At 42.9% G+C, this 13188-nt stretch carries 12 protein-coding genes and 1 tRNA gene; all 13 read right to left on the bottom strand.

Going from position 1 to position 13188, the window contains the following annotated elements; translation table 11 throughout:
• Positions 1–71: 71 nt before the first annotated feature.
• The 13 genes from ilvA to NQ488_07500 all read right to left on the bottom strand — a co-directional run bounded on the left by ilvA (position 72) and on the right by NQ488_07500 (position 13188).
• Complete coding sequence (gene ilvA / locus NQ488_07440; protein ID UWN94434.1) at positions 72–1289, bottom strand: threonine ammonia-lyase; 1218 nt, start codon at positions 1287–1289, stop codon at positions 72–74.
• 21 nt (positions 1290–1310) lie between these two features.
• A complete protein-coding gene (gene ftsY / locus NQ488_07445; protein ID UWN94435.1) occupies positions 1311–2240 on the bottom strand; it encodes a signal recognition particle-docking protein FtsY in 930 nt (309 codons plus the stop codon).
• A 20-nt stretch (positions 2241–2260) separates the two neighbouring features.
• Positions 2261–5836 carry a chromosome segregation protein SMC gene (smc, locus tag NQ488_07450; GenBank protein UWN94436.1) on the bottom strand — a complete coding sequence of 1192 codons (3576 nt, stop codon included), beginning with the start codon at positions 5834–5836 and terminating at the stop codon, positions 2261–2263.
• Positions 5837–5850: 14 nt separating this feature from the next.
• Positions 5851–6537 carry a ribonuclease III gene (rnc, locus tag NQ488_07455; GenBank protein UWN94437.1) on the bottom strand — a complete coding sequence of 229 codons (687 nt, stop codon included), beginning with the start codon at positions 6535–6537 and terminating at the stop codon, positions 5851–5853.
• Between the two features lie 88 nt (positions 6538–6625).
• A complete protein-coding gene (gene acpP / locus NQ488_07460) occupies positions 6626–6856 on the bottom strand; it encodes an acyl carrier protein (protein ID UWN94438.1) in 231 nt (76 codons plus the stop codon).
• Positions 6857–6869: 13 nt separating this feature from the next.
• Positions 6870–7874, bottom strand: a complete 1005-nt coding sequence (gene plsX, locus NQ488_07465; GenBank protein UWN94439.1) for a phosphate acyltransferase PlsX — start codon at positions 7872–7874, stop codon at positions 6870–6872.
• Positions 7875–8030: 156 nt separating this feature from the next.
• Complete coding sequence (gene rpmF / locus NQ488_07470; protein ID UWN94440.1) at positions 8031–8213, bottom strand: 50S ribosomal protein L32; 183 nt, start codon at positions 8211–8213, stop codon at positions 8031–8033.
• A 2-nt stretch (positions 8214–8215) separates the two neighbouring features.
• Positions 8216–8740, bottom strand: coding sequence for a DUF177 domain-containing protein (locus NQ488_07475; GenBank protein ID UWN94441.1), 525 nt, complete (start codon positions 8738–8740; stop codon positions 8216–8218).
• A gap of 100 nt (positions 8741–8840) precedes the next feature.
• Positions 8841–10040: an acetate kinase gene (locus NQ488_07480; protein UWN94442.1), complete on the bottom strand. Its 1200-nt coding sequence runs from the start codon at positions 10038–10040 to the stop codon at positions 8841–8843.
• A 56-nt stretch (positions 10041–10096) separates the two neighbouring features.
• Positions 10097–11092 carry a phosphate acetyltransferase gene (gene pta / locus NQ488_07485; protein ID UWN94443.1) on the bottom strand — a complete coding sequence of 332 codons (996 nt, stop codon included), beginning with the start codon at positions 11090–11092 and terminating at the stop codon, positions 10097–10099.
• A gap of 213 nt (positions 11093–11305) precedes the next feature.
• Positions 11306–11388, bottom strand: a tRNA-Leu gene (locus tag NQ488_07490).
• 71 nt (positions 11389–11459) lie between these two features.
• Positions 11460–12212 carry a conjugal transfer protein TraX gene (locus tag NQ488_07495; GenBank protein UWN94444.1) on the bottom strand — a complete coding sequence of 251 codons (753 nt, stop codon included), beginning with the start codon at positions 12210–12212 and terminating at the stop codon, positions 11460–11462.
• Positions 12205–13188 (bottom strand): WYL domain-containing protein, encoded by a 984-nt coding sequence (locus NQ488_07500; GenBank protein UWN94445.1) that lies wholly within the window; start codon positions 13186–13188, stop codon positions 12205–12207. Before NQ488_07500 ends, NQ488_07495 begins: the two co-directional genes overlap by 8 nt.

Consider the following 13188-nt stretch of genomic DNA (forward strand, 5'->3'; position numbering starts at 1 on the left):
AATCAAAAAGGCCACAGCTATATAACGCTGTGACCCGTCTTGTTGTTACATACAAGTTATATGCTTCGTTTTTACAGATTAGTCTTTACAAGCCTTGGACGCAGACCGCCTTCTTCAAGCTTCTTGATAATCTCGTCCTTATGGTCATGTCCGAATGCCTCGATTGTAAGTCTGAGCTCAACCGCCGCATTACGATTGATGCTTACGAACTGGTTATGCTCAATCTTAATTACATTACCCTTAGCATCAGCAACAATCTGTGCAACACGTACAAGTTCGCCCGGCTTGTCCGGAAGAAGCACTGATACAGTGAATATACGTCCACGCTGGATAAGACCATGGCTTACGATAGATGACATTGTTATAACATCCATGTTACCGCCGCTTAAGATTGAAACAATCTTCTTGTCCTTAACATCGATATGCTTAATTGCAGCAACTGTAAGAAGTCCTGAATTCTCTACTACCATCTTGTGATTCTCTACCATATCAAGGAATGCATCGATAAGCTCGTAATCCTCAACTGTAATTACCTCATCAAGATTCTCCTTAAGATATGGGAACAGCTTCTTACCAGGTGTCTGTACTGCAGTTCCGTCAGCTATAGTATTAACCGACTTAAGTGTTGTCACTGTATTCTTCTTAAGTGACTCCTGAAGACAGTTAGCTCCGGCAGGCTCTACACCTATTACCTTGATATGGGGATTAAGAAGCTTGGCAAGTGTTGAAACGCCTGTTGCAAGTCCGCCTCCGCCGACAGGTACAAGGATGTAATCTACTGTAGGAAGCTCCTTGATTATCTCCATTGCAATTGACCCCTGACCTGTTGCAACAGCAAGATCATCAAATGGATGGATAAATGTAAGTCCCTGCTCCTTAGCCATCTTAAGCGCATATTCGCAAGCCTCATCATATACATCTCCGTAAAGGACAACCTCTGCACCATAGCTCTTCGTGCGGTTTACCTTGATAAGTGGTGTTGTTGTAGGCATTACGATAACTGCACGGCAGCCATATATCTTAGCAGCATATGCAACACCCTGTGCATGGTTGCCCGCTGATGCCGTTATAAGTCCCTTTGCGCGCTCTTCGTCTGTAAGCGTGCTTATCTTGTAATACGCTCCACGCACTTTATATGCACCTGTGTACTGCATGTTCTCCGGCTTAAGATATACCTTATTGCCGCTCTGCTTACTGAAATATTCGCTGTATACAAGATTAGTCTTAAGTGTTACCTCCTGTACTTTTTCAGCAGCTTCTTCAAATTTTTCAAGTGTTAATTTGTCCATACTGGCCTCCATTATTATTAATTAATCATCTTCCCCTTCAGGTACATCAAAGATGGCGTTGACATAATCTTCGGAATTAAACTTCTGCAGATCTTCAATATGCTCTCCCACGCCGATATATTTGACAGGCACGCCAAACTCAGTCTGTATCGCGATAGCTATACCTCCCTTGGCAGTTCCGTCCATCTTGGTAAGGATTATTCCCGTTATATCCATTACGTCTTTGAACTCACGCAGCTGTGATAATGCGTTCTGTCCCGTTGTTGCATCAAGGACGAGAAGATTTTCCCTGTAAGCATCAGCATACTCCCGTTCAATGACTCTGTCAATCTTACGGAGCTCTTCCATAAGATTCTTTTTGTTGTGAAGACGTCCGGCAGTATCACACAGAAGAACATCCGCTTTTCTTGCCTTGGCTGCGGCAACCGCATCAAATATTACCGCTGCCGGGTCAGAACCCTCTGACTGTGCGATTATATCGCACTGACTTCTGTTAGCCCATTCTGTAAGCTGTTCGATGGCAGCAGCACGGAACGTATCGGCTGCCGCAAGAATAACCTTCCTGCCCTGTCCTCTCAAGTGTGCCGCAATCTTGCCGGCAGATGTTGTCTTACCGACTCCGTTAACACCGATAAGAATAATAATCGACTTGCGGTTTTCAAAATCATATGCGTTCTCACCAAGATCCATCTTCTCTTTGATTGTATCAATAAGAAGCTGCTTGCAATCAGCCGGATTCTTCACTTTGTTCTCATGAACCCTCTCTTTGAGTTCCTCAAGTATCTCCTCTGTTGCACAGACACCTATATCGCCCATTATCATTGTCTCTTCAAGTTCTTCGTAGAAATCATCATCTATCGAAGAAAATCCTGAAAAAATTGCATCCATTCCTGATGTTATATGGTCTCTGGTCTTAGTAAGCCCTTCTTTTAATTTACTGAATAATCCCATACATGTCCTCATTTCTCATTTTACTGTTTTCTGTCAGAAGCATCCAGCTCATTCTCAATAAGGTCAACCGACACAAGTGTTGAAACACCTTTTTCCTGCATCGTTATACCATACAGCCTGTCAGCCGCTGCCATTGTACCACGTCTGTGAGTGATTACGATAAACTGTGTATGCTTTGTCAGCTTATGCAGATATGAAGCATATCTGTCTACATTAGAATCATCAAGTGCGGCCTCAATCTCATCGAGAAGGCAGAATGGCGACGGCTTGAGATTCTGTATTGCAAACAGAAGTGAGATAGCCGTAAGTGCTTTTTCACCGCCGGAGAGCTGCATCATGTTCTGAAGCTTCTTTCCGGGTGGCTGTGAGATAATCACAATTCCTGCCTCAAGAATATCCTCTCCTTCAACAAGTTCTATCGTACCGCGTCCACCGCCAAACAGTTCCCTGAAGACTTTGTCGAACTCTGTCTTAATCTCTTCAAATTTAGCTTTAAACTGGATTCGCATTCCGTTATCAAGCTCATCTATTACAGTCATAAGACTCTGTTCTGCCTTAATGAGATCATCATGCTGTGTACTCAGGAAAGTATAACGCTCATTGACATCCTTATACTCTTCGATAGCATTTACATTGACATCACCAAGCGCACGTATCTGTGCCTTAACTGATGCAATTGTCTTCTTGATTGACGCGAGATCCGTCATCTCAGGGTCTCTCAGCTGTGAAGCCGAACCATATGTAATCTCATACTCAGACCACATGTAATCAACAAGTCCGTCTTTGGCAGCTTCAAGCTTTTCCTTAGCCGCATTAAGTCTGTAGCACTCTTTGTCAAGTGCACTGATAGTATTAGCGAGATTCTCTCTCTTATCAAAAAAGGTCTTGTTCTGCTCCGAAACTTCTGCACGCTTCTCTCGCAAAGCCGCAATACTCTTCTCGCACTCTTCAATCTTAGTCTGTGCAGCCTCAATTGCAGCCTTAGTCCGGGCAATCATATCTTCCTTGGCCTTAATCTCATCAGCCGTATTGGCAAGCTGTTCGTTAAGCCCCTTCTCCTCATTTTGGAGGTTCTCAATATCCCACTCTATTCGTGTTATATTCTCCTGAAGATATGTATCCTTTTGCTGAAGTGAATTGAACTGTACATGTATGCCTTCTGTTCTGGCAATATGTCCAGTTTCTTCATTACGCTTCGCTTCAAGCCGGCTGTTAAGCTCTGCAGCCTTTTCCTGTGCAAGCGTATTCTTATCATCAAGCGATGCAAGACTGCTTGTTACATCCGACAGTCCGCCTCTGATATCCTCTATCTGCTTATCAAGCTTTGCAGCCTCAGACGCACTTTCCTGATATGACGCAATAATCTCATCACGTTTCTGTGATGCCTGTTTATAATTCATCTGTGCCGTGTTATAAGCAATCTGCTGCTCGCGCATTGACTTACCCGCAGCTTCGTTATCCTCGCGGATTGATGCAAGTTTCTTACGTGTATCGGCAAGCTCGCCTTTCAGCTTATCAAGTCTGTCACTTATCTGTGCTGCAGAAGCCTTAAGCTCTTCAATCTCCCTGCGCCGTCCAAGAAGATTGCTCGAATTGCGGAAAGCACCACCGGTCATGGAACCGCCCGGATTAAGCTGTTCACCTTCAAGTGTAACTATTCGCAGTGAATATTTATACTTTCTTGCAATTGCGAGTGCATTATCAATATTATCTACAACGAGGATTCTTCCAAGCAGGTAATTAACAAGATTCTCATATTCAAATGATACTCTCACAAGCCTGCTTGCTATCCCGACAACGCCTTTCTCATTAAGGCATGCATCCTTCTCAAGAGTATTGCGCCCTGATATTGATGACAATGGCAGAAATGTTGCACGGCCAAACTTATTCTCCTTAAGGTATGCGATAAGTCCCTTGGCAGTCTGTTCATTATCAGTAACAATATTCTGAATTGTACCGCCAAGTGCAGTCTCAATTGCGACTTCATACTGCTTCTGCACCTTAATGATATCAGCCACAACTCCAAGTATACCGTCATTATCAGCCTTGCGCTCCATGACCTTTCGTATGCTGTTGCCATATCCGTCATATCTTTCAGCAATATTGCGGAGTGATTCAAGTCTTGATCTCTCGCGGTGATACTGCTGCTGTGTCTTATCTATCTCTGATGTAAGCTCTGATATCTTCTCACGGCATGAAGCTATTCCCGCCTCATATTCTTTTATCTGCCCGGTAAGTGAATTGACTTTATCCTGTATAAGAGACGCCTCATGTGCATATCCGTTGATAACTCCAATCTGTACGCTCTCATCACTCTTTCCCTGAATAACCCTGCTGTTGAGTTCTGCCCTTCTGATATTAATCTGCTCAAGCATCGTCTCGTAACGCTGGTTCTCAGTCTTTATATTACTCTTCTCATTGAGGATGTCATACATCTCATTCTGTGCAGCCTCAATCTCTGCCGTAAGCCGTGTTATCTCGTCAATGATAACCTTATGCTCATTCTCACTGTTATCCTGCTTAAGCTTTATCGCATCAAGTTCTTTGGCAAGCTCTTCGCGGTCTCTTAAAAAACCTGATTTCTGTGTCTCAAGACGTGCACACTCCTGATGAATTACGCCTATTCTGTCATTGTAATGTGACTCGTTGCTGCGTATAGTCTTAATCTGCTCACTCATTACATTCATCTGTCCGTTAAGGCGTCCCTTTTCGACGTCAGTTTCGGACTTAAGCGACATCTCATTCTCTATCTCAGTCTGTAATTCTGATAATCTCTGCTCTGCAGCCTCATATTCAGCTTTTGTGCTCTCATATTCCCTGTTCGACTTATCAAGGTCGTCTGCTGCTATAGTAAGCTTATTATCTATATCTGTCAGAGTTGCCCTTGTTGATTCCATCTCAAGGAGAAATGCATTAATATCATTAGTCTTGAGATTCTCCTTAAGCAGAAGGTACTGGCGTGCCTTCTCAGACTGTTTCCCGAGCGGTCCGACCTGCTTCTCAAGTTCCGACAGAATATCATTAACCCTGACAAGGTTAGCGCGCTCATTCTCAAGCTTCTTAACGGCAGCAGCCTTGCGCCTCTTGAACTTCACAATTCCTGCCGCTTCATCAAAAAGCTCTCTTCTTTCTTCAGGCTTTCCACTTAAGATTTTGTCAATCTGTCCCTGACCAATGATAGAATAGCCTTCCTTACCGATACCCGTATCATAGAAAAGTTCGGATACATCCTTCAGCCTGCATGTATTACCGTTGATCATGTATTCACTCTCACCGGAGCGGAACACACGCCTTGCAACAACAACCTCATCATAGTCAACAGGGAGTGCATGATCGGAATTATCAAGTGTGATTGCCACATATGCAAATCCAACCGGCTTACGCATCTGTGTACCGGCGAATATAATATCCTCCATCTTAGTTCCACGGAGCTGCTTGGCACTCTGTTCACCAAGAACCCACCTTACGGCATCGGCTACATTACTCTTACCGCTTCCGTTAGGGCCTACAATTCCGGTAATTCCGTTATTAAATTCAAAAACTATTTTGTTGGCAAAAGACTTAAAGCCCTGTACCTCGATACTTTTTAAATACATACTTCCCCCGATGTCTATTTTCTCAGTCTTAATATGGCATCATAGGCTGCCTGCTGTTCGGCAGCTTTCTTATTATGACCGCTTCCATGTCCGAGGACTGTGGAACCGTCGAGCACCTCTGCCGAGAATGTCTTACTGTGCTCAGGACCTTCCTCGCCTGTGATCCTGTACTCAGGCGTCTTATTGTCAGCCTGAAGAATCTCCTGAAGAATCGTCTTGCTGTCATAAAAAAGCTTCTTATTATCGAGGTCATTAAGTACATGTGCCATTATAAACTTCTTTGCAGGCTCAAAGCCTCCGTCAAGGTAAATGGCTCCTATAACCGCCTCAAGTGCATCAGAAGTTATCGAATCCCTCTGTCTTCCTCCTGTTGCATCTTCTCCTTTGCCAAGCATTATATACTTCTGCAGGCTGATATCTCTGGCGCAGAATGCAAGCGACGGCTCACAGACCATGCTCGCACGGAGCTTGGACAATGAGCCCTCGTTAACATCCTTATGTTCATTAAAAAGATATTCACTGCTCACAAGTTCAAGCACGGCATCGCCAAGGAATTCAAGTCTCTCATTATTCCCCGTCTTATTTATGCGAAGCTCGTTGGCATATGAACTGTGAGTAAGGGCATGCTTAAGCAGTGATACATCATCAAAGCTGTAGCCCATCGCCTGCTGCAGCTCATTCAAATCAGTACTATGATTCATAATTCCACCGTCTCTCATTTTTAAATGAGACTGAGCAAAGATACTCAATCTTTGCCAGTCTCATAACACCACATCTATCTGATTATGATTAGTTAAGAGCTTTCTTAATCTGCTCAACAGCATCGCCGACAGTAACAATCTTCTCAGCTTCCTCTGTAGGTATCTCTATATCAAAAGCTTCTTCTATTCCCATGATTATCTGGAATACATCAAGTGAATCAGCTCCAAGATCATCTACAAATGTTGACTCCATTGTTATTGAGTCAGGGTCTGTATTAAGAACCTCCGCAATAATAGCCTGTAACTTTTCAAATTCCATAATTATCTAATCCTCACTTTCCGAAAATCTCATTCATCTTATCATTAATTGCCTGCTCTTTGAACTTCCTGCACTGAAGTATTGATGTAGTTACTTCCTTTGCCTTGGCGTTACCATGTGTCTTAACCACAAGGCCTTTAAGACCAAGCATCGGTGCTCCGCCATACTCAGATGCATCGAATGACTTAAGTGTAGACTTAAGTGCATCCTTTATAAGGAGTGCTCCAATCTTTGACTTAAGGGATGACATAAGTCCCTTCTTAACTGACTTAATCAGTACCGAGCCGACGCCCTCATAGAGCTTAAGAATAACATTACCGACAAATGCATCACATACGATTACATCTGCACCGCCATTAGGTATCTCTCTCGCTTCAATACTTCCGATAAAATTAATATCTGGACATTCCTTAAGAAGCGGAAATGTTTCCTTAACAAGAGCATTGCCCTTCTCTTCCTCAACACCGACGTTAACAATCGCAACTCTTGGATTCTTAACCCCCATCACATTCTCCATGTAGATAGAACCCATTCTCGCCCACTGTACAAGGTGTGATGAGCGTGCGTCAACATTGGCTCCGCTGTCAAGCAGAAGACTTACGCCTGCTGCAGTAGGTATAAGAGGTGCAAACGGCGGTCTCTCAACACCTTTGATTCTTCCGACTATAGTCTGTCCGCCTACAAGTATTGCTCCTGAATTACCGGCCGACACAAATGCATCTGCCTCCCCGGACTTAACAAGTCCAAGGGCCTTAACTATCGAAGAATCCTTTTTCTTGCGGATTGCATTGACCGGATGCTCTCCCGTCTCGATCACTTCCGTAGCATTAACTACTGAAATCTGTTCCCTGTTATAGCTGCAGGATGAAAGAAATGCATTAATCTTCTCTTCCTGTCCAACCAGACACACATGAATGTCCGGAGCTTTATTAACGGCATCTATAGCACCCCTGATCATCTCATCAGGTGCGTTATCTCCGCCCATAGCGTCAAGCGCTACATTGACCGTATCAGCCATATAATCTCCATTCCGCAGGCACTGATGTGCCGCATTACATAAAAACTCACTTATAAAATATACTATATTGAGCCTTCAAAATCAATAGAAACAGACTCATAAGCTAAAAAAAATAAGGTTCCCACCGAAGTGAAAACCTTATTCTATAAACATTAATTACTCTGCAACAGAGACAACTTCCTTCTTGTTGTATGAGCCACAAGCCTTACATACTCTGTGAGACATTGTTAATGCACCGCACTTGCTGCACTTAACAAGATTAGGAGCTGACATCTTCCAGTTAGCTCTTCTCTTATCTCTTCTTGCCTTAGATGATTTATTCTTTGGACAAATTGACATTGTTACACCTCCTTACGATTGTTAAAAATATCTTGGATTACTGACATTCTTGGATCCAGGGAACTCCTGTCACAACCACATTCGCCATGATTAAGATTAGCACCACAGCGAGGGCATAAGCCCTGACAATCAGGTCTGCAAAGAGTCTTCGCAGGAAGATTAAATATAATCTCCGGATATACCAGTTTGTCTATATCAAGGTCATGGCCATCCATGAAACTCTGATCTTCGACTTCTATCCCTTCTGAATCCGATACATCCGCGATAATTACACGGTCAATCGTAAAATCAATGTCAGTTCTGACATCCTCCAGACATCTGTCACATGGAACTGCCAATGCAATATGTACATCAGCATGTATCGAAACCTTGCGCTTACCTGCATTGGAAGCTTCCAGAGTAAAAGGCTTTGCCTCAACTATAGGATATACTCCCGCAGAGCACTTGAATTCGTTCATATCCAATGTAACTTCATATGTTCTGGAATCGCCTTCGTTGGATAAAAGCTCTGATAAATTAATTAGCATATCTGCTCTCCACACACATTTTGTTATTATATACAAGATGTAGTGTTTTGTCAATAAAAATTATTTACTTTGTCAAATTACCACACCGGAAGCTGTATTATTACTTTACAAGAGCAAGTGTCTCTCTTGCAATTGCAAGCTCTTCGTTAGTTGGGATTACACAAAGCTTAACCTTAGAATCAGGTGTAGAGATGATTCCTTCAGTTCCGCAGGCCTTCTCACTTGCTGCCTCATCAAGCTTAACACCGAGGTATCCAAGGTACTTGGCTACCATCGGACGAAGCCATGCAGCATTCTCACCAACACCTGCTGTAAATGTAATGGCATCAACACCATTCATTGCAGCTGTGTAAGCACCGATGTACTTAGCAACTCTGTAAGCATAAGCTTCAAGTGTAACCTTGGCAATCTCATTACCTTCGTTAGCTGCGGCATTAAGATCTCTGAAGTCACTTGAGATGCCGCCTGACATACCAAGAACACCTGACTTCTTATTAAGAATGTTAAGCATCTCACTGATTGTAAGGTTCTCATGATTGCAAAGGAACTCAAGGATTGCAGGATCAAGGTCACCTGATCTTGTACCCATGATAAGTCCCTCAAGAGGAGTAAGACCCATTGATGTATCTACACACTTGCCGCCGATTGAAGCAGAGATTGAAGCACCATTGCCAAGGTGGCATACGATAACCTTAGCTGTCTTAGGATCAAGGCCGGCAAACTTGATTGTCTCCTTAGAAACAAAGCTGTGGCTTGTTCCGTGGAAGCCGTATCTTCTTACGCCATACTTCTCATAGTACTCACGTGGAATAGCATAAAGATAAGCCTTAGGCTCCATTGTTCCGCCGAATGCTGTATCCCATACTGCTACGTTAGGCTTGCCAGGCATAGCCGCCTCAACAGCCTCAATACCGATAAGGTTAGCAGGATTATGAAGAGGTCCGAGGTCGAAGCATTCTCTTACAACCTTCTTAACATCCTCTGTCACAAGACATGACTCAATATACTTCTCACCTGCGTGAAGTACTCTGTGTCCTACCGCTGCTATCTCATCTGTAGACTTGATAACACCGTGCTCTGCATCCTGTAAAGCATCAAGCACAAGCTTAACAGCAATGTTGTGATCCTTCATAGGAGTCTCAACAACATACTTGTCCTTGCCGGTTGGCTTGTGAGTAAGAATAGATCCATCGATACCGATTCTCTCTACAAGACCCTTTGCAATTACACTCTCATCATCCATGTTGATAAGCTGATACTTAAGTGAAGAACTACCACAGTTTAATACAAGAATATTCATATTTAATAAAATCTCCTTAAAATGTTGATAAATATCTGTCTGCTTATGTAAGTAAATTATGCATTCTGAGCCTGAACAGCTGTCATAGCTACTACACCAACGATATCGTCAGCGAAGCATCCTCTTGAAAGGTCATTAACAGGCATTGAAAGACCCTGAAGAACAGGACCGTAAGCACCTGCCTTAGCAAGTCTCTGAACAAGCTTGTAACCGATGTTACCGGCCTCAAGGTTAGGGAATACAAGTGTATTAGCCTTACCTGCAACAGGGCTCTGTGGGGCCTTAAGTGCAGCAACCTCAGGAACTAAAGCAGCATCAAGCTGAAGCTCACCGTCAACAGTGATATCAGGATACTTCTCCTTGGCAATCTTAACTGCATCTGCAACCATAGTTACTCTGTCATGCTTTGCACTGCCATATGATGAGAAACTGAGCATAGCAACCTTAGCATCCTTACCTACAAAGCTCTTGAATGAATCAGCTGAAAGCTTAGCAACCTCAGCAAGCTTCTCTGAATCATAGTCAGGGCTTACTGCACAGTCAGCAAATACGAACAGACCATTCTCACCGTACTCACAGTCCGGAACCTCCATAAGGAAGAATCCTGATACTGAGCTGATGCCCGGCTTTGTCTTAAGAAGCTGAAGTGCCGGACGAATTGTATTACCTGTTGAGTGACATGCACCTGATACAGCACCGTCAGCGTCTCCGCACTTGCACATAAGACATGCATAGTACATATAATCCTTCTCCATCTGCTCCTTAGCAAGCTCCGGAGTCATACCCTTCTTTGCTCTTAATTCTACAAACTTATCAATATATTTCTGCTTATTTGGATCATTGAAAGGATCAACGATTGTTGCACCTGAGATATCAAATCCCTCGCTGTTCTTAGCAATCTCTTCAGGAGTACCGATGATTATAAGATTAGCGATACCCTCCTTAAGAATCTTCTCAGCTGCCTCAAAAGTTCTTCTGTCCATAGACTCCGGTAAAACGATAGTCTTCTTGTCAGCCTTTGCTCTTTCCTTAATCGTGTCAATAAATGCCATGATCGTGATGCCTCCTTAAAAGTTATAATAATAGTAATAATACTGTCATTATAGTACAAAAAATTATTGTATACAAGCCATTATCCAAAAAAATACATTAATTTGCCTGCTAACTTTACCACTGACAAAACAATAAAAAGCGTATCTTCCATACGAAGATACGCCTGTAATTCACACTCTGCATACAAAACAGCCTTATTCATATAATGCAAATGCGGATGGCGGGACTTGAACCCGCACGATGTCACCACCGGCAGATTTTGAGTCTGCTGCGTCTGCCATTCCGCCACATCCGCAAGAACATTACACATTCTACCATATAGGGAATTAAAATGCAAGAAAATATTCAGACCATATTTTCCTTCCTCTACCACAGCGGCGGCAGTACATTATACACCCCATATCCCGCTATTCCCATAATCGCACATATAATATATATAACCAGCAGATGTACAGGGTAGAACGCATAGAAGAAATACTTCAGGTTTATGCCTCTGTTTTTATTGTATAATGCTATAGGTATGAATGCTAACGATGCGCTTATCTCCCACGCAAATGATACTGCTCCTGCAATAATCTGTCTCTTCTTATCAAATCTTGTCCAATACAGAATCATAATGCAGACAACTCCTATCGCAGCATAGTCCGTTCTCAGCACATATGATACATACATTCCTGCAATCATAATCAGAAATTCCAGTACAGGCTTAAGTCCAACAGAAATGCGTTCTGATTCTTCCGACATATCACATGCCCACATGCAGATAAGCCCTATAAGTAATGTAAAATACACATTCTGCGCCGATGTATCAACAATTCTGCCGCTTACAAACAGATCAAAAGGTATCTCCGATATAAGTGCAAATACAAAAAGGCGGGTGGCATATTTTTTGACATTATGCGTATGCATAAAGCCTTCCACGAGAAGGAAGCAGAATATCGGGAATGCAAGTCTTCCGATGTATCGCATAACTGAATACACATTATATACGCCGCCCGAATATATCCCCTGCATCGTTATTATTCTTCCGAGAATACCTGCACCGATATGGTCTGTAAGCATCGTGATTACGGCTATAATCTTGAGCGTACTTCCGCTTAATCCCTTACAATTATTCATCACCGATAATTCCCTTCAGATGTTCTATATATGCATTCTTCACATCCTGCGGTGATGCAATGCGCACTCCGCTTCCAAGCCCCACAAGCCATCCGAAGAACTGCTGGCTTACCGTAACCTTAACATGTGCTGTAAAATGCTCACCGTCATCCTTAAGCACATGCACATCCTTGCCAAAGCGGTCAATAATGACACCGATAAGAGAATTACTGCATCTAAGCGTAACATTTTTCTCAACGCCGCCAAACATTCCAAAAGTCTTTTTCCCGAACTGTGCCACATCAAAGTTGTCAAAAAGCTCCGCACCATTACGCGGTATTTCTGTAATTCTTATATCAATCATCTTGTCTACACGATAATGACGTATCTGTTCATTATCCTCGTCATATCCTACCAGATAGTAATTCTCATCATCCCACACAAGCGCCCATGGGCTTACGTTATATTTTCTTTTGTTGTGGCGCGGTTCAAGCTTTTTCTCAATCGTCCACTCGGTGTACATGAACTTAATCGCCGAATTGGCTGCTATGGCTGTATGTATCTTATCAACATTGTAATATATACTCTCATTCATAGTCTTTGGCCTGTTATTGACATATACCTGGCGCTGTAATTGTCCGGCCTCATAATGACTTGTCAGTCCTTCCAGCTTTTTTATCAGTTCCTGTGACTTCCTGGCTGTGATAAACTTCGATGACTGGACAGAATCCACCAGCAGCTTAAGCTCGGCAATTTCAAACTCTCTCTTGCCAAGATAATATCCTGACGGACGCATCTTTTTATAAATGATATCCATTCCGTACATCTGAAGGCACTCAATATCATCATACATACTTTTACGCTCGGCATTAACACCGTAACGTGCGAGTTCCTCAATAAGGCCCGGCATTGATATCGGGTGCTTCTCATCTGTCTTTTCATTAAAAATCTTGATCAGGTACAGAAGCTTCATTTTCTGATTTTGTGATTTTGGCAT

The organism is [Bacteroides] pectinophilus, assembly GCA_025146925.1.
Taxonomy (GTDB): Bacteria; Bacillota; Clostridia; order Lachnospirales; family Lachnospiraceae; genus Bacteroides_F; species Bacteroides_F pectinophilus.

Coding starts and splice junctions, on each gene's coding strand:
- NQ488_07495 (UWN94444.1), bottom strand. CDS start 12,212: ATGAATAATTGTAAGGGATTAAGCGGAAGTACGCTCAAGATTATAGCC.
- acpP (UWN94438.1), bottom strand. CDS start 6,856: ATGGAATTTGAAAAGTTACAGGCTATTATTGCGGAGGTTCTTAATACA.
- NQ488_07500 (UWN94445.1), bottom strand. CDS start 13,188: ATGCCAAAATCACAAAATCAGAAAATGAAGCTTCTGTACCTGATCAAG.
- plsX (UWN94439.1), bottom strand. CDS start 7,874: ATGGCTGATACGGTCAATGTAGCGCTTGACGCTATGGGCGGAGATAAC.
- rpmF (UWN94440.1), bottom strand. CDS start 8,213: ATGTCAATTTGTCCAAAGAATAAATCATCTAAGGCAAGAAGAGATAAG.
- pta (UWN94443.1), bottom strand. CDS start 11,092: ATGGCATTTATTGACACGATTAAGGAAAGAGCAAAGGCTGACAAGAAG.
- rnc (UWN94437.1), bottom strand. CDS start 6,537: ATGAATCATAGTACTGATTTGAATGAGCTGCAGCAGGCGATGGGCTAC.
- ftsY (UWN94435.1), bottom strand. CDS start 2,240: ATGGGATTATTCAGTAAATTAAAAGAAGGGCTTACTAAGACCAGAGAC.
- NQ488_07480 (UWN94442.1), bottom strand. CDS start 10,040: ATGAATATTCTTGTATTAAACTGTGGTAGTTCTTCACTTAAGTATCAG.
- ilvA (UWN94434.1), bottom strand. CDS start 1,289: ATGGACAAATTAACACTTGAAAAATTTGAAGAAGCTGCTGAAAAAGTA.
- smc (UWN94436.1), bottom strand. CDS start 5,836: ATGTATTTAAAAAGTATCGAGGTACAGGGCTTTAAGTCTTTTGCCAAC.
- NQ488_07475 (UWN94441.1), bottom strand. CDS start 8,740: ATGCTAATTAATTTATCAGAGCTTTTATCCAACGAAGGCGATTCCAGA.